This is a genomic window from Weizmannia sp. FSL K6-3076 (assembly GCF_038007245.1).
GTDB classification, from domain to species: Bacteria; Bacillota; Bacilli; order Bacillales; family Bacillaceae_C; genus Weizmannia; species Weizmannia faecalis.
Map to the genome: position 1 here is coordinate 2,078,611 of NZ_JBBOWU010000001.1, position 23,270 is coordinate 2,101,880.

Here is a 23,270-nt window from a genome sequence, read left to right on the forward strand (position 1 = left end):
AGCAGCGCCGGGCTTTTTTTACGGCTTGAGGACCACTTTTATGCAATTGTCCGTTCTTGTATCAAACACTTCGTATCCTTTTTCAGCCTGGTCAAGCGGCAATACATGCGTCACGATGTCGCTGAGTGTGACTTTTTCCTGCGCCACAAGGTCATACAGAAACGGCATATAATGAATGACCGGCGCCTGTCCCGTGCGAAGGCTGACATTGCGCTGGAAAATATCGCCGAGCGGAAATGCGTTGTAACGGCCGCCGTAAACACCTGTTACCTGGATGGTGCCGCCTTTTCTCACCGCCTGTGACGCGATGACAAGCGCACTCATCGCCCCGCCCTGGAGTTTCAGCCCGGATGTCAAATATTCCATCGGTGTCATTTTTCCGTCCATGCCAACTGCATCAATGACAACATCCGCACCGCCTTTAGTGAGTTCTTTCAAATATTCGCCGGTATTGTCGTGCTGTTCAAAGTTGACGGTTTCCACTTTGTTATACTTCTTGGCATGCTGCAACCGGTAATCCAGATAATCAACGGCAATGACACGTTTCGCCCCTTTCAGCCATGCAAATTTTTGCGCAAGCAGGCCGACCGGTCCACAGCCGAGCACGACAACCGTGTCACCGTCTTTTACACCCGCATTGTCCACCGACCAGAACGCAGTGGAAGCGGCATCTGAAAGCAACACGAGTTCTTCATCTTTGACTTCGCTGTTTTCCGGAATTTTAAACGGTGTAAAATTCGCATACGGGACGCGTAAATATTCCGCCTGGCCCCCCGGATAGCCGCCTGTCAGATGGGAATATCCAAAATAGCCGCCCATCTCGCCGTTCGCATTCGCATTGTCACACTGGCTTTCCAGATGGTGTGTGCAATACCAGCATTCCCCGCAGGCGACAGTGAACGGTATAATCACCCTATCCCCTTTTTTGACTTTCGTGACATCCGGTCCGGTTTCTTCGACAATCCCGAGCGGCTCATGCCCGATGATATAGTCTTCCGGAAAATTCGGTATCATGCCGTGGATGAGATGCAAATCGGAGCCGCAAATGGCCGATGACGTAATTTTCACAATAATATCATCTTTTTCTCTATTTTCGGTTCCGGCACATCTTTTACTCTGACATCTTTGATTCCCTGGAAAGTGACTGCTTTCATGTTTTCCTCCTATTCGTCCGCATCAATCTGCGCCATCATGCCCATGCGCGATGTATTGCCGGGAAACAGGTTCAGTTTGCCGATCATCAACGCCATGTCAGCGGATTTCATATCCAGTTTGTACTGGTCATCTACGTTATACGGGTGGAGCCAGCCTTTTTGCATCATGAAATTTGAAACCTCTTCATGAAGGGAAAGGCCCTCTGCAAGCTGTTTCTGGAATGCGGCCCTCACCGCAGGCGTTCTTGATTCCGTAATGGCTGCCGCTGCATTCCGGATCCCGGTTTTAATACTCATCAAAAATTCAAGTGCAACCGCTGAATCCGCCATTTCTGGCATGCCTTCCGCGTTTTCGATTTCCAAGTAATCATGAATCATTGCAGCATCCCTCCCGGATTCAGCTTGTATAAAGCTTTCATTTCTTGAATGGCTGCTTCTGCCTGCTGCACATCTTTTTCCATCAATGCCTTCAAATCCTGGTCGAATACCAGGCCGGACATCATTTTCGATTTTAATAAACAAATGGTTTTGAAATTGAGCATTTCATGGAGCTCCCTTGTTTCGTGGTAAGCCAAACCATTGTTTTCCATATATCCACCTCCGTTTTTCAAAAGCTATTGTGCCTATTCACAGCCGTTTCTATGCGGGCTTGGATGAAGGCAAAACAAAAAAACCACCCAATCAGGAGAGCGTCTCCCCCAATTGAATGGTTTCCACACCAGTAATATCCTGTTCAAGCCAGTCTGATGCAAGTGCGGCAAATATTTTGCTCGAGCCGGTAGTGTAAAAGCGGTGCTTCTGCCGCGTGTCTTCCATATTAAAAAGGTCATGGAAGTAAAGAAGCGTGCTCACTTCTCGCGCGGTTTCCTCCCCGGAACTGATGACCGAAACGCCCGCGCCCATCACGTTTTGGATAATCGGCCCGAGGAGCGGATAATGGGTACATCCGAGAATGACGGTGTCAATGCCGCAATTTTGGATTGGATACAAAGTTTCGGCAACAATTTTTTTGGCAATCGGACTGTTGTACTGGCCGCTTTCCACAAGCGGGACAAATTTCGGGCAGGCAAGCGCCGTAATCTTGACTTTTTTATTGATGCTTTTTAACGCCCGTTCATACGCCTGGCTTTTAATCGTGCCGATCGTGCCGAGCACGCCGATCCGGAAATTTTTTGTATGTTTTAAAGCGGCCCGCGCGCCGGGATAAATGACGCCGAGCACCGGAATCTTCAGCTCTTCTCTGACTTCGTCCAAAATCACTGCCGTAGCCGTATTGCAGGCGATGACCAGCATTTTTATTTGTTTGTCCATCAGAAATCGGATCATCTGCCAAGTGAATTTTTTGACTTCTTCCACCGGCCGCGGTCCATACGGGCATCGTGCTGTATCGCCCACATAATAAATGGTCTCATTCGGAAGCTGGCGCATCATTTCCTTTGCGACGGTCAGGCCGCCAACCCCCGAATCAATCACGCCAATTGGTGCATTCAAACTTCTCGCCTCATTCTGTCTTCATTTCCTGATGCAATTGCAGTAAGTTGTTTTTTAATTTGACCAGTTCATCCGGTGAAAAATGGCTCAGCACACCCTGCAAGTAAGCTTGCCGTTTTCGGATCACTTCGTCGATCAATACTCGTCCCTTTTCCAGTAAATGGATGCGGACAACCCGCCTGTCATGCGGATCTTTTACGCGCCTGACGAGTTCATTTTTTTCCATCCGGTCAATCAGGTCTGTCGTTGTACTGAAAGCCAGGTACATTCGGTTCGACAGTTCCCCGATCGTCATATCGCCTTCCTCAAAAAGCCATTGAAGCGCCAGAAACTGTGGCGGCGTGATTTTATAATCGCTTAATAATTCACGGCCCTTTTGCTTGACAATGCCGGATATGTAACGCAAATCTTTTTCAATTTGTGCTACAACTTCCGGATCATGTATGTATGGTTGCTGTTCCATGTCCAAAGCGGCCCCTCTCTCAAAAATACGGTGATGACTGTTTTACTATAAGCTATTTTGACCCTTTTCACCCGAAATTTCAAGACAGATTTTTACATAGTTTCGTTCCATTGCTTTCCAAGTAAAGCTGTGGAAGGAAAAGCGGCCCGGTATAGGGTTGTGAAAACACTGTCCGGGTAAAATTTGCATATTGAACAAGCTTCCGGTCCGCTATTTTTTGAAAAAGAAAACGGCCCGGTGCGGTTTCAAACCATATGGCGCTGTTGCGAACGACATTTATGTGGGTGTAGACTTGCATAAGCAACACCGTTTCAAACCATATGGCGCTGTTGCGAACGTGCACCGGGTGCGGGATGCAGGGGGATTTTTTGCCCGGCATTTCCCAACCGGATTTCTATATGCGTGAAAAAACGTGCAAGAGAAATTCGGTCGGGTAGGCCGTCACTCAGTTACGAGATTCGTGATAACGGCACGGCCGCGGTAAATTTTTACCACTGCTGCAGCGCTCCCTTTTGTTGCCGCCTGCTCGATTTCTTTCCCGCTATGTTGAGGCACAAAAAATTTATCAAGATGATAATCAATATACACTTTTTGCTCATCGTCTTCCCACTCGTAAGCCTTCCCTTTTAAATATATTCCGCCCCGCGGATTTTCGGCGGATACACTTTTCACATGGCAAATGCCCTTTTCATCTTTTTTAAGCAGGGCATACACGGTCAGTTCCCCGCCTTTATGGCCCGCAAAATACTCGATGGCACTGCGGTCCAGACGGCTGGCCGGTACCGTTTCCGCTTCAAGATTCACCTGTATATAATCGCCCCTGAAGGCATCCGTCGGGTCCACCGGTTCCATTTGCAGTTTGACCGGTTCCCCCACCGCAACCGTATATAACGGCAAAACAATCATCCCGAGTAAAATGGCAATCGGAACAAACGCAGCAAGCCCTCTTTTCACCAGATCATGCATGGCCGTTTCCCCCTTCTTTCCGCTGCTTTTCAAAATAAAAGCCAAAACCGATAAAAATTAGGCCGCCAATGATGAAAACAATGGATTTCGGCAAAAAGTCGTAGGAAAAGTCAAGGTAAAAACGCAGCACAAAAATGCAGAGAATGAAGATATTGGTAAGGCTGCCGGTTTTGATAAAATACAGGACAAGCAGAAAGTACACAACTGAAAATGCTAAATTGAAGTGGCTGCCAAAAACCGTACCTTCCCAAACAGACGAAAAAGTAAGCAGGATGCCCATCAAACCGTGAAGTAAATGGCCTTCCAGCCGCATCACTTCTCTGTACGCTTCCTGAACCGGCAATCGCAGCATCACGAAGCCGGCAACAAAGAGAAGCAGAAAGGCAGCCAAATGTCCGTATGCGGGAAAGAATGCACTGAGTTTAAACAGAAATACGGACAGCACGGCAATCGAAAGCGCGTTTACGAAAAACAGAAGCAGGCGGGAAGCAACCGTTTTTTCATTTATCCAGTAAAGTAATCCTGCTAAAAGTGCGGTAATGAGAACAGCGAAGTACCCGATGCCGGTATTTTCAGCATCCAAATACAAAAGGAAAAGCACTGTGGCAAAAATGGAGAGCCATTTGTCTTTCAGCACATAGGCCATTGGCAGCGATCCAATCCCCCACCATAAAAATGCCTGGCCGAATGAGCCGCCAAGGTTAAAAATTTGCCCGGTGAGAAAAATGCCCGCCCCGAAAAACAGGACACCAAGAAAGTACAAGCCGCGTGCTGTTTTCGGATGGCTGTTCTCCAGTTTGATAGCCGCTCCGTTCACGCCTGCAATCGCAGCAAGGATGATGAGAAATTTGACCGTTTTGCCAAGATAGACCCAATTGCTGGCAATAAAGCTGAAAATGCCCGCCCCAAGCAAAAGGGCCCCGACCATGACAAGAATGCGGACAAGGCTCACCCCCCGGGAAACCTCATACTGTGCAAGCATCTCGTCTTTTTGCGTATGCGTAATGGTCCCTTCTTCTTCAAAAAAAGCAAGCTCGCTTTTCATCCATGCATAGTTTTTTCTGCCAATCTTTCTTTTCATTTTGACTCCCCCTCATTTTGAAAAAAGCGCATACAGAACAAGCAAGACATGGATGATAAATAAAAATAGAATGCACAGTGACGCTTTGTATGACACTCCTTTCCTTGAGAGTAGCCAGATAAGCCACATCACGACAGGCAAAATGGAAAAACCGGCCCACTTATTTATAAATCCGTCCGGCCGTAAATATCCGTTAAAATGGAACGGAATGATCGCCGGTGCAAATGCAAACCCGATCAGGGATACAAGCGCGGCAACCAGTATCAAAATAAGCAAAAATGCCGGATCCGTCACTTTGAGAAAAAACCGCATAAACTCACATCCTTTCATGCTATTGTACTGTATTTTGGCGAATGTTCATATCATTTTTCCAGGCGGGAAAAGCCGGAAACAAAATGCCGGCAAAATATCATTCGCCCGTATGTTAAATTGCGATGCTTGCAGCTATAAATTTATTAATCTACATAAAACGTGCCAAAATCAATGACGTTCAGGACAGACATTGCTTCTGGCAACGTATAAAGAAGTAGTAATGTTTAGTTCAACTATATATCCTGAAAATATGTGCCGGCTGGCTTTCATTCTTCTGCTTGTGGCGCATCCATTGCGGTATGGGCGTCTATTTGCAAATTGGGCACAGCGGCGTTTGATTTTAGCCCAAATCGTCCGGCATCTTTGGAGAAATCTTCACACTGTCTCATTGAGGCGGGCTTGTAAAAAAGATAACATCCGGAAACCTGTAAAAACATCATTTGTTTCTCCATCCTCGTGATTTCCTTATACGGTATCCAGCGTTTAAACGGCCCGCCTTTTTAACATGATCCATTTTCGATCGGAACTTCATTCAAACGTCCATTGAAAACGATTCCGCTACGTGCACTTGTGGTCATTTTACTAAAACCGCCGGCAGATTTCCAGGTTCATCTAAAAATATGCAATCAATGTAAAAAACGGAATCAGAAAGGGTAAACGCTTTGTCCAAAAATCATCCCGTTTCTATCCCTTCTTTAAACCACAAAATCGACTGCAACATTGCAGCCGATTTTGTTTCAAAGCTTTAATTCCCCCATGCGGAGTAATTCAACAACAGCTTGCGAGCGCCCCTTGACTCCCAATTTCTGCATGGCGTTGGAAATATGATTTCGAACTGTTTTTTCGCTGATAAACAATTCGCTCGCGATTTCTTTTGTTGTCTTGTCTTGTACTAACAGCTCGAATACTTCTTTTTCTCTTTTTGTCAGCAGCGGTTTATGTGTGAAATCGTTGTCCTTCAACTATGATAACCCTCCTTGCCTTCGCCAGCTCTAAACCGCGGGGATGGGTATTTTGGTTGTCACGATATCTTATGTTCTTGCGCGGCCGGGAGTGACTTGACGAGGCAAGGAACAGCACAAATCCGAAAAAAAGGGCGGATGCCGGAACCCTTTCTGTATGAAAGGCAAACGAAACATTATCCGGCATTGTAAACTGGCAGATATAGATTCTATTTATGTCCTGGCCGGAGATGGCAAAACAGGCAAACAAGTGTTGTAAAAGCAATAAAATATACCAAGTATTGCCGCTCTTTTCTCCGCTAAAAAACAGTCCTCAACGTAAACACTTAAGCTTATTTTTTATGGCGGGTTACTTTCATTCAGTTGCCGGATGATACGGCGGCTTGCGGGTCGGCGAACCTCGCTTTTTCTTCCGCCGTCCACGGTATTCCTTTTCCGGTTGTGACCGAGATCTGTACCATTGTCCCGCGTCCGGTAAAACAGATTTCATTCGCTTCATTTTTCGCCATGTAGTGCAAGTCGACGGACGAGTTGCCGATTTTTGAGACTTTTACATAAATGCGGAGTTTGTCATTGAAAAAAACCTGTTGTAAAAAATCACACTGCAAATCCGCCACGACCGGGATGGAGCCGGTACCTTTTTTTGCCCAGTCGCCCATAAACCCGAGCTGCTGGAGAAATTCAATCCGCGCTTGTTCAAAATAAATAAACGGAACCGTATTATTCATGTGACCAAACATATCGGTTTCAGAAAAACGGACCGTGACCGGGAGATAATAGGAAAATCCTTCTTCCCAGGCGTTCCAGTCATCAATATAAGAGATGTGCTTTTTCAATGGGATGCCTCCTTTTAATGAGTGAACAACCATTCATTTTTTATTTGAAAAGAAGTGCCACATCTACTGTTTCCGCTTTGATGTGGCACTTTTGCCATTAGTCAACCGTATGGTCACTGCCAAAGAATTTTTTAAACATATAGATGGTTGTTTCACGGTTTAATGCTGCGATGGATGTTGTCAGCGGGATACCTTTCGGGCAGGCTTGTACACAGTTTTGCGAGTTGCCGCAATTGGCAAGACCGCCGTCACCCATGATCGCTTCAAGTCGTTCATCGCGGTTCATATGGCCGGTCGGGTGCGCATTAAATAACCGTACTTGCGAAAGCGGCGCTGGCCCGATAAAGTTTGAACGGCTGTTGACATTCGGGCAGGCTTCCAAACATACGCCGCAAGTCATGCATTTTGCCAGTTCATAAGCCCACTGCCTTTTTTTCTCCGGCATGCGCGGCCCTTCCCCTAAGTCGTAAGTGCCGTCAATCGGAATCCAAGCTTTCACTTTTTTCAGCGAGTCAAACATGCGGCCGCGGTCAATTTGCAAATCTCTGACAACCGGGAATGTCCGCATTGGGGCAAGGCGGATCGGCTGCTGCAGTTTGTCCACAAGCGCTGAACAAGCCTGGCGTGGTTTGCCGTTAATCACCATGGAACAGGCACCGCAAACTTCTTCCAAACAGTTCATTTCCCAAACAACAGGTGTTGTTTTTTCCCCTTTGGCATTGACCGGATTCCGGCGGATTTCCATCAGGGCCGAAATGACATTCATATTCGGCCGGTACGGAACTTCAAACGTTTCGTCATATGGTTCTGATTCCGGATTATCCTGGCGTTGTATGATAAATGTAACGGTTTTTTGTTCACCCATCCTTATTCTCCTCTTTCCTTATGAAATCACCCGGGCAAAAGCCGGAAAAAATCCGTTTTTGCCCGATCCGAATCAGTGCTTCTTCGTGTAGTCGCGTACGCGCGGTTTGATCAGCGATACATCTACATCTTCATAGCTGAAGACCGGTTCATTGTTCACAGGGTCATAATTTGCCATCGTCGTTTTCAGCCATTCTTCGTCGTTGCGGTCCGGAAAATCAGGTTTATAGTGGGCACCGCGGCTTTCATTGCGGTTCAGAGCGCCGATCGTGATGACGCGCGCCAGCTGCAGCATGTTATACAGCTGCCGTGTAAACGAAGCCGCCTGGTTGCTCCATTTCGATGTATCTACAACATTAATATTTTTCCATCTTTCCATTAATTCCTGAATCTTTTCGTCCGTTTTCTTCAGACGGTCATTGTAACGGACAACCGTCACATTGTCTGTCATCCATTCGCCCAGTTCTTTATGCAGCACATAGGCATTTTCGGTTCCGTCAAGCGACAAAATATCGTTCCATTTTTTCTCCTGTTCTTGGACAGCACGTTCAAAGACGGTTGACGGCAGTGCATCCGTGCTCTTTTCAAGCCCGTCGATGTAGTTGACAGCTTCAGGGCCGGCTACCATCCCGCCGTAAATGGCAGAAAGCAGGGAGTTTGCCCCTAAGCGGTTCGCGCCGTGCATCGAGTAGTCGCATTCGCCTGCTGCGAACAGCCCCGGAATGCTCGTATGCTGTTTATAGTCCACCCATAATCCGCCCATGGAATAGTGGACGGCCGGGAACACTTTCATCGGCACTTTATGCGGGTCATCGCCGACGAATTTTTCATAGATTTCAATAATCCCGCCCAGTTTTACGTCCAGTTCATGCGGGTCTTTGTGCGACAAATCGAGATAAACCATGTTCTCGCCGTTAATGCCGAGTTTCAAGTCCACGCAGACATGGAAAATTTCACGGGTTGCAATGTCGCGCGGCACGAGGTTCCCGTATGCCGGATATTTTTCTTCCAGGAAATACCACGGTTTGCCGTCTTTGTACGTCCAGATGCGCCCGCCTTCCCCGCGTGCGGATTCACTCATCAGCCGCAGTTTGTCATCGCCCGGGATGGCAGTCGGGTGAATTTGGATAAATTCGCCGTTCGCATACGTTGCGCCTTGCTGGTATACAATGGAAGCCGCCGAGCCGGTATTGATCATCGAGTTGGTTGATTTCCCGAAAATAATGCCAAGGCCGCCCGATGCCATAATGACGGCATCCGCAGGAAAAGCTTTGATTTCCATTGTTGTCAGGTTTTGCGAAACGATGCCGCGGCAAATGCCTTCATCGTCTTTGATAATGCCAAGAAATTCCCAGCCTTCGTATTTCGTGACAAGCCCGTTCACTTCATGGCGCCTTACCTGTTCATCCAATGCGTATAAAAGCTGCTGACCGGTTGTTGCGCCTGCAAATGCTGTCCGGTGGTGCTGGGTGCCGCCGAAACGCCTGAAGTCCAAAAGCCCTTCCGGCGTGCGGTTGAACATGACGCCCATCCGGTCAAACAGGTGGATAATCCCCGGCGCCGCTTCGCACATCGCTTTTACCGGCGGCTGGTTGGCAAGGAAGTCGCCCCCGTATACCGTATCGTCAAAGTGGATCCATGGCGAATCCCCTTCCCCTTTTGTATTGACAGCGCCGTTAATGCCGCCCTGTGCGCAAACAGAGTGCGACCTTTTTACCGGCACTAGCGAAAACAGATCAACCTGCCGGCCTGCTTCTGCAATTTTTACAGTCGCCATCAAACCGGCAAGCCCTCCGCCGACAACAATGATTTTGCCATTAGCCAACTTGATTCACTCCCTCTTCATACTTGATGCCTCTTACAAACCAGTAAACTGCTATTTTTCGAATCTTTTCATTATGCAAATGCTAATAAAGCCCTGACGCCGACAACAGAAAGCAGCACAAAGACCACAACCATCACATATGTGGAAATTTGCTGTGACCGGCGTGACTGTGTAATGCCCCAGCTGACCAGGAACGACCAGAGACCGTTGGCAAAGTGGAAAACGGCAGCCACTGTCCCAATTATGTACCAGGCGAGCATCCAACGATTTGCTAATAGATTTGCCATCAGATCAAAGTTCAATTCCTTGCCAAACGCCATTTGAATGCGTGTTTCATAGATGTGAAATACGAGAAAGATCAGGACCAACACACCGCTGATTCTTTGCAAAAGGTACATCCAGTTCCGGAAGTAGCCCATCGTGCCGACATTGCTCGATGCCGTAAACGAAATATATAAGCCGTAAATTGCATGGAACAAAAGCGGCAAATAAATGAACACTACTTCCACAAAAAGCAGAAACGGCAGGTTTTCCATAAAACCGGCTGCTTTATTGAAGGCAGCAGCACCGTTTACCGCATAGTGGTTCACGGTCAAGTGGATGACTAAAAATAAGCCGATGGGTATAACACCCAGCAAAGAATGCAGTTTGCGGTTATAAAACTCTCGATTTCCAGCCACATTGTATCCCCCTTTGTAGTGTGAATTTATGCAAAGAAGACAAATTTTGCATTGCTTCCTCCCGCATAAATATTTTATAACAATTATGTGACAGTTTTATTGTACTCCCGACAAATGGGCGCGTCAAGGAAACGCATTCATGAATTTGCGCTGAAAATACCGTTTATTTGTCATATTTGTCAGTCTTTCTCCCATTTTTTAAAATTTTTTCAGTATAGCTCTTTTGCCATATGCTTTTGCATAAAAAAGGAATTTTTATCCAAGGCTTGTCTTTTTTCATCGGATTTTACCGCAACCGGCATAATTTCCCCATGTGACGCGGAAGCCGGCGAAAAAAAGTTCCCATTATTTTGGTGTACACTCAAAAAATGCTTTTAAGTCCGGTTTTATTTTGTATATAATATAGCATATAGAAAGAGGGGAATTGCGTGAAATCTTCTGGCGGAAATGAACAAACCGTTGCGGAACAGCTAATGGTGCCCGCATTCGGATATGAGCTGTTGCGTAATATATTAATTCCGGATATACTCGGCAAGGAAACACCGGATATTCTATACTGGGCCGGAAAACATTTGGCAAGAAAATTCCAGCTGCTTACCTATGAAGAAATGGTTTCTTTTTTCAAAGAAGCCGGCTGGGGAACGTTATCGATCAAAAAAGAAGAGAAATATCATATCGAATTTGAGTTATCCGGGCCGATGATTGAACGGCAGCTGGATATGGGCGCAGGTCAAGAGCCGACATTCAAGCTTGAAGCCGGTTTTTTAGCCGAGCAGTACCAGATGCAGAAAAAACTGATCACGGAAGCTGTTGAGGAAGTTGCGAAAAAAGCAAAAAAAGTCCGGATCACCGTGCAGTGGGATGCGAAAGACCCGGCCGGAGAATCAATATGAAAAAGCAGGGGGCTCCCCTGCTTTTTCATATTTTCATATATTTTGTTCCACTGCATCCAGTTCAAATGCTTCGTGCAGGCACCGGGCGGCCCGGACCATTTCTTTTGCATCGACAACGGTGGACACTTTGATTTCGGACGTGCTGATCATTTTAATGGCAATGCCGTGATCTGCCAGCACCTGGAACATTTTTGCCGCAACGCCCGGGTTGGAAACCATGCCCGATCCGATGATGGACACTTTTGCGAGGCCGGTTTCCGTTTCAAAATGGTCAATACTGAGGGCTTCTTTCCCGGCTTCCAAAAGATCGGCCGTTTCTTTTAAATCTTTATCTTTTATCGAAAAAGATAAATACGTTTTATGGTCCGCTGTCTGGTTCTGGATAATGATATCGACATCAATATGGTGTTCCGCCAGTGTCGTAAAAATATCCGGCAAATTGCGGAAGCCGTTTTCCAGTCCGAAAATGGTCACCCTTGTAATGCCATCTTCAAATGCAACGCCGCGGACAATTAAATTTTTTTCCACCGAAACTTCCTCCTCTATTAACGTGCCTTCCTCCCTTTCAAGGCTCGAACAAACGATCAGCGGCACAGCCGCATTTTTGGCAAACTCCACTGCCCTTGCATGCAAAACGCCCGCCCCGAGACTCGCCAGTTCAAGCATCTCATCATAGGATACAGCCTTAAGCTTCCGGGCATTCGGAATATAGCGTGGGTCGGACGTAAACACGCCGGTGACATCCGTATAGATCAGGCAGCGGTCCGCATGAAGCGCTGCTGCAAGCGCCACTGCCGTTGTATCCGAGCCGCCCCTGCCGAGTGTCGCAATTTCGCCTGCCGGGGTGATGCCCTGAAACCCGGCGACGATTACAATTTGCCCGGCTGCCAGACGGGATTTGATTTTTTCAGTCCGGATTTCCGTGATCCGGGCGTTTCCGTGTACGGGTTCCGTTATAATGCCGGCCTGCCATCCGGTATAAGAAACGGCATCGTAGCCGCGAGCGATCAGTGCCATGGCGACAAGCGAAATCGTCACCTGTTCGCCGGTTGAAAGCAGCATATCCATTTCGCGTTTTGCAGGATACGCAGAAAGTTCATTTGCAAGCCCGACAAGCTGGTCCGTTGTTTTGCCCATCGCGGAAACAACGACGACAACATCATGGCCCTTTTCCTTTTCTTCAATAATCCGGTTGACCGTATTCCGGATCCTTTCCACATTTCCAACCGAAGTTCCCCCGAATTTCTGAACAATGATTCCCAATAACTCCGCCACCTTCTGCAGTTTATAAGTAAGATGAGGCTGTCAGAGTGAAAGGCAAAGCAACTTGGCGCCCATTTAAAAAAAGCAATGAGAACGGATATCTCATCGCTTTTGCATACGCGGGTACGCAGTCATTCCTGTGAGATAGCGCTCCAAGACATTTCATCCTGACAGTTCCGGACTTTTTCAGTACAGAACCAGCAAAAACGGCATTGAGGCCATTTTCACTTCGGCAAAACTTCCTTTCAGAAACGATCCCGGAAGCCCAATCTTCTCCCGCTTCTTACTCTTAAGTTTTGCGCCTCTATCATGTAACGGCTTTGCCGGACGCCGGGATGATCGCACCCGAAAGTCTGAAACAAAGCCTGCCATATGAAATTATCATGATTATACCATATACGGAAAAACCCTGCCAGGTTATTCTTGTAATTTTTTGATTAATGTTTCGGATACCGGACGCGGGATGCCCGCTTCCACAAATTCTTCCAGCTTTGCTTGTTTCATTTTCTTCAAGGAGCCAAAGTGGCGGAGCAGTTGTTTTTTCCGTTTCGGCCCGATGCCCGGAATATCGTCAAGCGCCGATTGAAAAGCGGATTTTCCACGCAATTCCCTGTGGAAGGTAATCGCAAACCGGTGCACTTCATCCTGGATGCGCTGAAGCAGGTAAAATTCCTGGCTGTTCCGCCCGAGCGGCACAACTTCCAGCGGGTTGCCGAACAAAAGCTGCGATGTATTGTGCTTCTCATCCTTTGCCAGGCCGCCGATCGGGATCTCAAGCCCGAGCTCATTTTCAAGCACATCCCTTGCCGCGTCAATTTGCCCTTTTCCGCCGTCAATGATGATGAGATCCGGAAGCGGTAAGTTTTCCCTTAGGGCACGGATGTAACGGCGGCGGATCACTTCGCGCATCGATTCATAATCATCCGGTCCTTCCACTGTTTTGATTTTATATTTGCGGTATTCTTTTTTTGCCGGCTTACCGTCCACAAACACGACCATCGCCGAAACCGGGTTTGTCCCCTGGATATTCGAATTATCGAACGCTTCAATCCGATGCGGTGTGTAGATGCCAAGCTTTTCGCCAAGATTTTCAACGGCTTTGATCGTCCGTTCCTCGTCCCGTTCAATCAACGCGAATTTTTCCTTCAATGCAATCTTTGCGTTTTTCTCGGCCATTAACACGAGTTCCCGTTTCTGGCCTTTTTTCGGCTGGAGTACTTTGATTTCGAGCAGTTGTTCCGCCAGTTCCCGGTCTGCTTTTTCCGTAATCAGCACTTCTTTCGGCTTAATATGCTCCGGTTTGGCATAAAACTGCCCCAAATAGCTCAAAAATTCCTCCTCCGGCTCATCGTAAGACGGAAAAAGCGAGACATCCCGTTCGATCAGCTTTCCTTGGCGCATGAAAAAGACCTGGACGCACATCCAGCCTTTATCCACTGCGTAGCCGAAAATGTCGCGGTCCGTAAAATCTGTCATTGTAATTTTCTGTTTTTCCATCGTCATTTCAATATTGGCGATCTGGTCGCGGTATTCTTTTGCCCGCTCAAATTCAAGCTTTTCTGCAGCCTCATGCATTTTTTCTTCCAGTTCTTTTTTGATTTCCGTGTAACCCCCGTTCAAAAAGCGGGTAATTTGATCGGTGATCTCTTTGTATGTTTCTTCTTTCACCTCATTGACACACGGCGCAAGACACTGGCCTAAATGGTAATAAAGGCAGACGCGGTCCGGCATATTGGTGCATTTCCGCAAAGGATACAACCGGTCCAGCAGCTTTTTTGTTTCATTAGCCGCCTGCACGTTCGGATACGGGCCGAAATATTTGCCTTTATCTTTTTTCACTTTCCGGGTGGTGATCAGACGCGGGTGGCGTTCATGGGTCAGCTTAATATACGGGTATGTTTTATCATCTTTCAGCATGATGTTGTATTTCGGGTCATGCTTTTTGATTAAATTAATTTCAAGAATAAGGGCTTCAATATTGGAAGAAGTGACAATATACTCAAAGTCTTCGATCTCGCTGACAAGCCGCTGCGTTTTTGCGTCATGCGAACCGGAAAAGTAAGAGCGGACACGGTTTTTTAAAATTTTGGCCTTCCCGACATAAATGATGGTCCCCTGTCTGTCTTTCATTAAATAGCAGCCGGGTTGGGCGGGCAGGAGGGCAAGTTTATTGCGGATCGTCTCGTTCAATTTCTCTTCACCTCAAAATCCTGCGTTCTGTAAAAAACCCGGACCACAGCCGGCCCGGATTTTAAAATGCATTTGCGCACGGCTTGAAGCCGAGCGTTTATTGTATTATAAATGTTTGTTCACTAATTCTTGCAAAGCTTCTTTCGGCTGGTAACCGATCACTTTGTCGACCGGTTTGCCATCTTTCATGAGAACAAGGGTCGGAATGCTCATGACGCCGAATTTGCTGGTCGTTTCCTGATTCTCATCCACGTCTACTTTGACGATTTTCACCTTGTCGCCCATTTCAGCATCGATTTCTTCAAGTACCGGTGCAATCATTTTGCACGGACCACACCATGTTGCCCAAAAATCCGTTAATACCAAACCTTGGCTGACTTCCTGCTCGAAAGTCGCGTCGGTAGCATGTGTAATTGCCATATTGAAAGAACCCTCCTAAATCAAACTATTACTGCTTGGGATAAGTATATCATCCTTTATCATATGTTGCGAACAATTTGTCCGGTCCGGAAAAAGCAGTAATGATTTTATTATTTTATACCCTTTTTTCACGAATATCCAACAGAAAACAGGCCCGGAACGAATTTTTTCGTCCGGGCCCGGGATTACGCCGATGTGACTTTCAGTTTTTTGATTTCCTCTGTGAGAAGCGGGACCACTTCGAACAGGTCGCCGACAATGCCGTAATCCGCCACGTTGAAGATGTTCGCTTCCGGGTCTTTGTTAATGGCCACAATCACTTTCGAGTTGGACATGCCGGCCAAATGCTGGATGGCACCGGAAATACCGCATGCGATATACAAATCCGGTGTAACCACTTTGCCCGTCTGCCCGATTTGCAGAGAATAATCGCAATAGCCAGCGTCACATGCGCCGCGCGAAGCCCCAACCGCGCCGCCGAGCACATCGGCAAGTTCTTTCAGCGGTTTGAAGCCATCCGCGCTTTTCACGCCGCGGCCGCCTGAAACGATGACTTTCGCTTCCGAAAGGTCAACCCCTTCACTTACTTTCCGAACCACTTCTTTGATGATCGCGCGTAAATCTTTAATTCCCGCGTCAACGGTTTCGATATCCCCTGTGCGTGATTCATCTTTTTCAAGTGGGCTGATGTTGTTCGGCCGGATGGTTGCAAAGATGATCCCGTCTGTTATGATCTTTTTCTCAAACGCTTTGCCGGAGTATATCGGGCGGGTAAAGACGACATGTTCCCCGGCTGATTCCACTGCGGTTGCGTCCGAAATCAGACCGGCATCCAATTTAGCCGCTACTTTCGGGGCCAGGTCTTTGCCAAGCGCCGTATGGCCGATTAAGATGCCATCCGGCTTTTCAGATTCGATCACCGCAAGCAATGCTTGGGAAAAACCGTCTGAAGAATAGCTTTTCAGCTTCTCGTCTTCCACCACGGCAACACGGTCAGCGCCGTATTGAATCATGTCTTTCCCCAAATCTTTCACAGCGTCCCCGATCAAAACGCCGACCACTTCCCCGCCTTCTGCTACCGTTTTTCCGGCGGCAATGGTTTCATATGATACATTGCGGAGCGATCCGTCACGGACTTCCCCCACTACTAATACTTTTCGACTCATGCTGATCCCCTCCATTTCCGGTTTCTTCGCTTAAATCACTTTTGCTTCATTATGCAATAATTGGACAAGTTCTTTTACCTGGTCGGTGATTTCGCCTTCAAGCACTTTTCCTGCTTCTTTTTTCGGCGGCAGGTAAACCTCGATCGTTTTGGTTTTTGGCTCCACGTCTTCTTCTTCAAGGTCAAGGTCATCCAGTTCCAGCTCTTCAAGCGGTTTTTTCTTCGCTTTCATGATCCCCGGGAGCGAAGGATACCGCGGCTCATTTAAGCCTTGCTGCGCTGTAACGAGCAGCGGAAGGGTCGTTTCAATGATTTCGGAATCTCCTTCGACATCTCTTGTGACCGTCGCTTTGTCGCCGTCAATTTCCAGATTGGTAATCGTCGTTACATACGGGATGCCGAGCAACTCCGCCACCCGCGGGCCGACCTGTCCGGAAGCGTTGTCAATGGCGACATTCCCGCCGATAATGAGATCCGGTTCCTGCTCTTTTAAATAAGCGGCGAGCACTTTTGCCGTTGTGACCTGGTCGCTTGCTTCCACATCGTCTTCAATATTAATGAGGACTGCTTTATCCGCACCCATCGCAAGGGCCGTCCGCAATTGCTTTTCCGCATCTTCATTGCCGACTGTGACAACCGTGACTTCGCCGCCCTGGGCATCGCGCACCTGGATGGCCTCTTCAACGGCGTATTCATCGTACGGGTTGATGATATATTCTGCCCCGTCATCCTGTATGCGGCCGTTTGCAATCGCAATCTTTTCTTCTGTGTCAAAAGTCCGTTTTAATAATACGAAGATATTCATGCCGTTCCCTCCCTGAATCGTTAAAAAATAAAATTATTTAAGCGCATACAAAGCAAAAAATGTTAGGCCCCTGTAAAACGCGGTTCCCTTTTTTCAATAAAAGCTTTGATGCCTTCCTCTGCATCTTTTGAGCCGAACAGCTCAAGAAAACGTGCGGATTCCTGCTCCAAGCCTTTTTCGTAATCGTTTGTTTTTGCATAATTGACGAGTTCAATAGAGGCTTTCAGGGCCAGCGGGCTTTTCTTTGCAATTTTTTCAGCCAGCGCCCTTGCTTTCGGGAGCAGTTCCTCTTCTTTATAAGCATGGTTTGCAAGCCCGTGCTGCACGGCCTCCGTTCCGGTCAGCGGTTCGCTTGTCCACAGCATTTCAAATGCTTTGCCGCGTCCGACATACCTTGGCAGCCGCTGCGTTCCGGCAAAACCCGGCACGAGTCCGAGGCTCAGTTCCGGGAGGCCGAGTTTTGCATTTTCTGTGACAAGGCGGATATGGCATGCCATCGCAAGTTCGAGCCCACCGCCAAGTGCCGCGCCATGGATCGCGGCGATGACCGGTTTCGGGAACGCTTCCACTTTTTCGAACAATTCCTGACCGGAAACCGCCAGCGCATCGGAGCCGCCGGATTTCCTTAATTGGACAAATTCTTTAATATCCGCTCCTGCCGAGAAAAATCTTCCTTTCCCGTAAAGGAGCACGACCCGGGTTTCAGGATCGTTTTCAAGTTGGCCAAACGCTTGCGCAAGTTCTTTTAAAAGAGCCTGCGCAAGCGCATTGGCAGGTGGCCTGTTCATTTCAATGCAGGCGACCGCATTTTCCCGTTTGATCGTAATAAATTCCATCCCGTCTCAAACCCCCTTGTGAAAGCTGCGGCATTAAACCGCCGTTTTTTTGCCGCAGCCGTTAATGATCAATTGATGGACGGGAGCAGCCAGTGAAACGAGGTCGTATTTTTCTTTATTCATCACCCATGTCGTTACCGTTTCATCGACTGTCCCGAAAATCATCTGCCGGACGAGCCGGACGTCAAGCCCGGAATCGAATTCGCCTTTTTCCATGCCTTCGCGGATGATTTGGTCAACGAGCGTCAAATATTCTTTCAGTACGCTGTTGATTTTAAGCCGCAGATCTAAATTGGTCTGCCGCAGTTCCAGCTGGGTCACGACCGCCAAATGGTGATCGGCGGCAAGGACTTTGAAGTGGTTTTCGATCATCTTGAGCAACTTTTCGGAAGGGGAAAGGTCCCCTGCAATATATTCGGAAACCTTTTCGATAAACAGCTGCATCTTTTCTTCAAACAAAGAAATCAGGATATCTTCTTTGTTTTTAAAATACAAATAAATCGTGCCGTCCGCTACGCCCGCCTGTTTTGCAATTTTTGAAACCTGTGCCTGATGATAGCCGTGTTGTGCGATAACCACCACTGCTGCATCAATAATTTGTTTGTACTTTGGCCTGTTTTTCCTCACGGGCTATCACCTTTCAATCTCATGATCTGTCAATTTGGCCGACCGGTTTAATGGCGGCCAGAAAATGAATGACCATTCATTCATATTTTCATATTATACAAGAATGCAGCATTTGTCAAGTCCTGTTTATAAAAAAATTTCCTTACCCGATCTTCTCTCCTCCATTTTCCATCTTTTCTTTTTCTTCTGCAACCAATGAGCGCCGCAAAATTTTCCCAACGGCCGTTTTCGGCAGTTCATCCCGGAATTCGTAAATGCGCGGGACTTTATATGCCGCCAGATATTGGCGTGCAAACCGGTCCAGTTCTTCTTCCGTTACTGTCATATTGTCTTTCAGCACAATATAGGCTTTGACGGTTTCCCCGCGGTACGGGTGTGGCACGCCGGCAACCACGGCTTCCTGAACGGCAGGGTGCTCATACAGCACTTCTTCGACTTCACGCGGATAAATATTATAGCCGCCTGCAATAATGATGTCTTTTTTCCGGTCGACAATATAAAAATAACCTTCTTCATCCATATAAGCCAAATCCCCCGTAAATAGCCACCCGTCTTTTAGCACTTCCTTCGTTTCTTCCGGGCGGTTCCAGTAACCTTTCATCACTTGCGGCCCTTTTACCGCCAGCTCGCCGACTTCACCGGGCGGTAACGGCCTGCCGTCTTCGAGCGAGCGGATTTCGCAGTCCGTATCTGGCCATGGCACGCCGATACTGCCCTTGACGCGTTTTCCCCATACAAAATTGGCATGGGTGACAGGAGAAGATTCACTGAGGCCATACCCTTCCACAAGCTTGCCGCCGGTCACCCCTTCAAATTTCTGCTGAACTTCTACCGGCAGCGGGGCAGAACCGCTGATGCATGCTTCAATCGATGACAAATCATATTCCTTAATTTTCGGGTGGTTTAAAAGCCCGATATAAATGGTTGGCGCACCCGGAAACAAAGTTGGCCGCTGTTTTTCAATTGTCTTCAGCAGTGACTCCGCATCAAAGCGCGGAATTAAAATCATTTTAAAGCCCTGCATCACAGAAAGAATCAGCACGGTCGTCATGCCGTACACATGGAAAAACGGAAGCATGCCGAGCACCACTTCTTCCCCTTTTTTGGCCCTGTACATCCAGGCATCACACATTGTCGCGTTTGCAATCAAATTGAGATGTGTCAGCATGACGCCTTTTGGCACGCCGGTTGTGCCACCGGTGTACTGAAGAATCGCAAGGTCCTCTTCGATATCGAACGGCGTGTCAAGCGGTTCCGGAATTTCTTCCTTCATGATGTTCTTTAGCAAGTGATGGTGCCCGCCGTGCTCGACCCGGACAGTAACGCCCGTTTGCTTTTTCTGCAGAAACGGGTAGATGACGTTTTTGGGAAAAGGCAAATACTCGCTGATGGCGGTTACAATAATATGTTCGAGATCGGTTTTCTCAAATACTTTTGCCACTGTCGGGTACAGGAAATCAACTGTCAGGATGGCCTTCGCGCCGGAGTCTTTCAGCTGATATTCCAGTTCCCTTTCCGTATATAGCGGATTCGTCATGACGGCTATCCCGCCCGTGTAAAGGATGCCGTAAAAACCGATGACGGCCTGCGGGGAATTCGGGAGCAGCACGGCAACCCTATCGCCTTTTTCCACTCCGAGTTTTTTTAAATACCCGGCAAATTTGAGCGCCGCTTCATACACTTCACGGTATGTCATTTCTTTCCCCATAAAATGGAGCGCTTTTTTGTCAGGATACTGTTCAGCTGCTTCGGTTAAAAATGCACAAACCGGTTTTCGCGGATACGTAAGGGAAACGGGTATTTCCGGCGGATACTGGGACAGCCATGGCCTGTCTGTCATTTGCATCAACTCCATTTTGCATCTTTTATTGACTTATTTTATTATAACGAAAATTGAAAGCGTTGACAATTATTTGCAGCCGAAACAGGAGAAGGATGCGCTCCTTCTCCTTGTCACGGGCTAATCTGCAACAATCAAATAAATGACGCCAAGCAATGCAAAAACGGCACAGCAAACAAACAAAATTTTTGCCAGCTTTTCGAGAAACAAAAGGCCCTCCCCCTTGCCCTTGAAAATTACTTGAATTCTACAATCGTAACGCCGCTGCCACCTTCGCCTGGTTCCCCGAGACGGATTCGTTTTACGGCGCGGTGATGTTTTAAAAATTCCTGCACCCCGTTCCGGAGCGCACCTGTTCCTTTCCCGTGGATGATCGAAACGCGCGGATACCCGGCTAAAAGCGCATCGTCAATATATTTTTCAACTTTTAAGAGCGCATCTTCATAACGCTCCCCGCGCAAATCGAGTTCCAGGCTGACATGGGAATCGCGCCCCCTGACCGTTGCCAGGTGCTTCTCCGGCTGTTTTTGTTGCGGCGGCCGGATATATTCCATGTCGGATTCTTTTACTTTCATTTTCAAAATACCCATTTGCACGAGCCACTCGCCGCCTGCCGTTTGTTCAAGCAGCGTGCCTTTCTGGTTGAAGCTGAGCACTTTGACTTCGTCGCCCGGCTGGTAGATATGCTGTTTTTTTGCTTTTGCCGCCGGTTTGCGGTCCAGTTTCGGCGCCAGTTCCTCCAGCTGTTTTCTTGCATCAATCAGTTCATGTTCTTTCACATTGGCTTTGGATTCAAGCTGCATTTTCCGCAAGTCGCGGATGATCTCTTCCGCTTTTTCCTTTGCCTCTTCCACCACTTTTGCCGCTTTTTTCTCCGCTTTTCCGTACAGCTCATCGCGGCGGGCATAAAACGCCGCCATTTGTTTTTGCAAATCACGGTGCAGTTCCTCGGCATCCTTCAACAGTTCCTGCGCTTCCTGCCGTTCTTTTTCCGCCTCGCGCCTAGCCGATTCGAGCGCGGCAATCATATTTTCGACCTCGTTTGTGTCCGCGCCGATTAGTGATTGGGCGTGTTCAATAATGGACGGGGAGAGCCCGAGGCGCCTTGAGATTTCAAACGCATTACTCCGGCCGGGAACGCCGATTAAAAGCCGGTATGTTGGGCTTAATGTTTCCACATCAAACTCGACGCTTGCATTGACGACCCCTTCACGGTTATAAGCGTATGCCTTCAGTTCCGGGTAGTGGGTGGTGGCGACAACGCGGGCCTCCCTTTTGTACACTTCGTCCAAAATTGAAATCGCAAGGGCAGCCCCTTCCTGCGGGTCGGTACCGGCGCCGAGCTCATCAAACAGGACGAGCGACTGATCGTCGACCCGTTTCAGGATTTCAACGATATTTGTCATATGGGAGGAGAAGGTGCTAAGGCTTTGCTCAATCGACTGTTCATCACCGATATCGGCAAATACTTCTTTAAAAACAGCCATTTCCGAACCGTCCAAAGCGGGAATTTGCAGCCCGGCCTGCGCCATGAGCGTGCACAGCCCGATTGTTTTCAGCGTAATCGTTTTTCCGCCTGTATTCGGCCCGGTTATCACAATGGTCGTATATTCCTGCCCGATCGTAATATCATTTGGCACCACTTTATCGGCTGGAAGCAACGGATGACGCGCTTTGAACATACGGATGGCGCCATGATTGTTGATCACCGGTTTCGAACCTTTAATGGACCGGCCGTATAAAGCTTTGGCAAACATAAAGTCAAAATCAGCGAGAATTTCAACGATGGTTTCAAGCTCCCCGCCGGCTGCTGCCACTGCGGCGGACAATTCGCTTAAAATCCTTTCAACCTCCTGCTGCTCTTTTAAATGCCATTCACGCAGCTGGTTATTCAAGTCCACCACCGATTGCGGCTCAATGAACAAAGTCTGTCCGGAAGAAGACTGGTCATGGACGATTCCCCCGTAATTTGCCCGGTATTCCTGTTTTACCGGGATACAATAGCGGTCATTCCGGATCGTAATAATCGCATCCGACAGCATTTTCGCCGCATTTTTGCCGCGGATATAGCCTTCCAGTTTTTCACGAATGCGCCGTTCCGTACCGCGCAGCCCGTGCCGGATTTGGCGCAGCGTTTCGCTTGCCGAGTCCAGAATTTCCCCGTTTTCATCCACCGCATTCCGGATTTCATGTTCGAGCGGCGTAAGGACCGCAATCCTGTCCACCATGCTTGTTAAGATCGGCAGTTCTGTTTCTTCTTCCGTGATTCCTTCAATAAACCGTTTCATCGTTCGGCTGACATGGATGGTGCTGGCAATCTGCACCAGTTCCTGCGGGTTCAGCCTGCCGCCGATCGCCGCTCTTTTCAGATGACGGCGGATGTCATAAATGCCGAAAAGCGGCACATGCCCTTTTAAACGCAGCACTTGCGCCGCTTCATCCGTCTCCTCCTGCATCCGGACCACTTCTTCATAGGAAGAGGAGGGAAAAAGGGCTTCAATTTTTTCGGCCCCAAGCGGAGAAGAAGCGTGCTCAAGCAGCAGATTTTTAATTTTATCAAACTCGAGTGTTTTGATGATTTTATGTTGCATCTATTC

At 48.0% G+C, this 23,270-nt stretch carries 23 protein-coding genes, 1 pseudogene and 1 riboswitch; of the genes and pseudogenes, 1 reads left to right on the plus strand and 23 read right to left on the minus strand.

What is annotated here, in order from left to right; all coding sequences use genetic code 11:
* Positions 1-18: 18 nt before the first annotated feature.
* The 14 genes and pseudogenes from NSS95_RS09910 to NSS95_RS09975 all read right to left on the minus strand — a co-directional run bounded on the left by NSS95_RS09910 (position 19) and on the right by NSS95_RS09975 (position 10,634).
* Positions 19-1,154 (minus strand): annotated as a pseudogene (locus NSS95_RS09910) (zinc-dependent alcohol dehydrogenase).
* A 9-nt stretch (positions 1,155-1,163) separates the two neighbouring features.
* Entirely contained in the window at positions 1,164-1,532 is a 369-nt protein-coding gene (locus NSS95_RS09915) for a spore coat protein (protein ID WP_014097823.1), read from the minus strand.
* Entirely contained in the window at positions 1,529-1,744 is a 216-nt protein-coding gene (locus NSS95_RS09920; RefSeq protein ID WP_014097822.1) for a hypothetical protein, read from the minus strand. Before NSS95_RS09920 ends, NSS95_RS09915 begins: the two co-directional genes overlap by 4 nt.
* A gap of 91 nt (positions 1,745-1,835) precedes the next feature.
* On the minus strand, positions 1,836-2,645 hold the full coding sequence (gene racE / locus NSS95_RS09925; RefSeq protein ID WP_017551093.1) for a glutamate racemase: 810 nt from the start codon (positions 2,643-2,645) through the stop codon (positions 1,836-1,838).
* 10 nt (positions 2,646-2,655) lie between these two features.
* A complete protein-coding gene (locus NSS95_RS09930) occupies positions 2,656-3,108 on the minus strand; it encodes a MarR family winged helix-turn-helix transcriptional regulator (protein WP_035184469.1) in 453 nt (150 codons plus the stop codon).
* 441 nt (positions 3,109-3,549) lie between these two features.
* A complete protein-coding gene (locus tag NSS95_RS09935) occupies positions 3,550-4,074 on the minus strand; it encodes a GDYXXLXY domain-containing protein (protein WP_328229082.1) in 525 nt (174 codons plus the stop codon).
* Positions 4,067-5,155, minus strand: a complete 1,089-nt coding sequence (locus NSS95_RS09940; protein WP_014097818.1) for a DUF2157 domain-containing protein — start codon at positions 5,153-5,155, stop codon at positions 4,067-4,069. The genes NSS95_RS09935 and NSS95_RS09940 overlap by 8 nt, the downstream gene beginning before the upstream one ends.
* 12 nt (positions 5,156-5,167) lie before the next feature.
* On the minus strand, positions 5,168-5,467 hold the full coding sequence (locus NSS95_RS09945; RefSeq protein ID WP_026684041.1) for a DUF1648 domain-containing protein: 300 nt from the start codon (positions 5,465-5,467) through the stop codon (positions 5,168-5,170).
* A 266-nt stretch (positions 5,468-5,733) separates the two neighbouring features.
* On the minus strand, positions 5,734-5,919 hold the full coding sequence (locus NSS95_RS09950) for a hypothetical protein (RefSeq protein WP_035184465.1): 186 nt from the start codon (positions 5,917-5,919) through the stop codon (positions 5,734-5,736).
* 285 nt (positions 5,920-6,204) lie between these two features.
* A complete protein-coding gene (locus NSS95_RS09955; RefSeq protein ID WP_014097816.1) occupies positions 6,205-6,429 on the minus strand; it encodes a helix-turn-helix domain-containing protein in 225 nt (74 codons plus the stop codon).
* A gap of 359 nt (positions 6,430-6,788) precedes the next feature.
* On the minus strand, positions 6,789-7,265 hold the full coding sequence (locus NSS95_RS09960; RefSeq protein ID WP_237342353.1) for an acyl-CoA thioesterase: 477 nt from the start codon (positions 7,263-7,265) through the stop codon (positions 6,789-6,791).
* Positions 7,266-7,362: 97 nt separating this feature from the next.
* A complete protein-coding gene (gene sdhB / locus NSS95_RS09965) occupies positions 7,363-8,130 on the minus strand; it encodes a succinate dehydrogenase iron-sulfur subunit (RefSeq protein ID WP_014097814.1) in 768 nt (255 codons plus the stop codon).
* A gap of 72 nt (positions 8,131-8,202) precedes the next feature.
* The gene (sdhA, locus tag NSS95_RS09970) at positions 8,203-9,954 is read right to left on the minus strand and encodes a succinate dehydrogenase flavoprotein subunit (protein ID WP_017551099.1); all 1,752 of its coding nucleotides are present in this window, start codon (positions 9,952-9,954) and stop codon (positions 8,203-8,205) included.
* A gap of 71 nt (positions 9,955-10,025) precedes the next feature.
* The gene (locus NSS95_RS09975) at positions 10,026-10,634 is read right to left on the minus strand and encodes a succinate dehydrogenase cytochrome b558 subunit (protein WP_035184462.1); all 609 of its coding nucleotides are present in this window, start codon (positions 10,632-10,634) and stop codon (positions 10,026-10,028) included.
* A 428-nt stretch (positions 10,635-11,062) separates the two neighbouring features.
* Between NSS95_RS09975 and NSS95_RS09980 the strand changes: the two genes are divergently transcribed.
* Positions 11,063-11,527 carry a YslB family protein gene (locus NSS95_RS09980; RefSeq protein ID WP_014097811.1) on the plus strand — a complete coding sequence of 155 codons (465 nt, stop codon included), beginning with the start codon at positions 11,063-11,065 and terminating at the stop codon, positions 11,525-11,527.
* A 33-nt stretch (positions 11,528-11,560) separates the two neighbouring features.
* Here the strand turns inward: NSS95_RS09980 and NSS95_RS09985 are convergent, their stop codons facing one another.
* The 9 genes from NSS95_RS09985 to NSS95_RS10025 all read right to left on the minus strand — a co-directional run bounded on the left by NSS95_RS09985 (position 11,561) and on the right by NSS95_RS10025 (position 23,264).
* A complete protein-coding gene (locus NSS95_RS09985; RefSeq protein WP_035184460.1) occupies positions 11,561-12,790 on the minus strand; it encodes an aspartate kinase in 1,230 nt (409 codons plus the stop codon).
* 137 nt (positions 12,791-12,927) lie between these two features.
* A riboswitch (Lysine riboswitch) is annotated at positions 12,928-13,105 on the minus strand.
* Between the two features lie 102 nt (positions 13,106-13,207).
* Positions 13,208-14,980: an excinuclease ABC subunit UvrC gene (gene uvrC / locus NSS95_RS09990; RefSeq protein ID WP_035184458.1), complete on the minus strand. Its 1,773-nt coding sequence runs from the start codon at positions 14,978-14,980 to the stop codon at positions 13,208-13,210.
* A 105-nt stretch (positions 14,981-15,085) separates the two neighbouring features.
* Positions 15,086-15,400, minus strand: a complete 315-nt coding sequence (gene trxA, locus NSS95_RS09995; RefSeq protein WP_014097808.1) for a thioredoxin — start codon at positions 15,398-15,400, stop codon at positions 15,086-15,088.
* A 185-nt stretch (positions 15,401-15,585) separates the two neighbouring features.
* The gene (locus NSS95_RS10000; RefSeq protein ID WP_035184453.1) at positions 15,586-16,566 is read right to left on the minus strand and encodes an electron transfer flavoprotein subunit alpha/FixB family protein; all 981 of its coding nucleotides are present in this window, start codon (positions 16,564-16,566) and stop codon (positions 15,586-15,588) included.
* A gap of 30 nt (positions 16,567-16,596) precedes the next feature.
* Positions 16,597-17,370, minus strand: a complete 774-nt coding sequence (locus NSS95_RS10005; protein ID WP_035184451.1) for an electron transfer flavoprotein subunit beta/FixA family protein — start codon at positions 17,368-17,370, stop codon at positions 16,597-16,599.
* A 62-nt stretch (positions 17,371-17,432) separates the two neighbouring features.
* Positions 17,433-18,206, minus strand: a complete 774-nt coding sequence (locus tag NSS95_RS10010; protein WP_035184449.1) for an enoyl-CoA hydratase — start codon at positions 18,204-18,206, stop codon at positions 17,433-17,435.
* A 33-nt stretch (positions 18,207-18,239) separates the two neighbouring features.
* A complete protein-coding gene (locus NSS95_RS10015) occupies positions 18,240-18,833 on the minus strand; it encodes a TetR/AcrR family transcriptional regulator (RefSeq protein ID WP_014097804.1) in 594 nt (197 codons plus the stop codon).
* 142 nt (positions 18,834-18,975) lie between these two features.
* Positions 18,976-20,673: an AMP-binding protein gene (locus tag NSS95_RS10020; RefSeq protein ID WP_014097803.1), complete on the minus strand. Its 1,698-nt coding sequence runs from the start codon at positions 20,671-20,673 to the stop codon at positions 18,976-18,978.
* A gap of 236 nt (positions 20,674-20,909) precedes the next feature.
* Positions 20,910-23,264, minus strand: coding sequence for an endonuclease MutS2 (locus tag NSS95_RS10025; protein ID WP_014097802.1), 2,355 nt, complete (start codon positions 23,262-23,264; stop codon positions 20,910-20,912).
* Between the last annotated feature and the right edge of the window lie 6 nt (positions 23,265-23,270).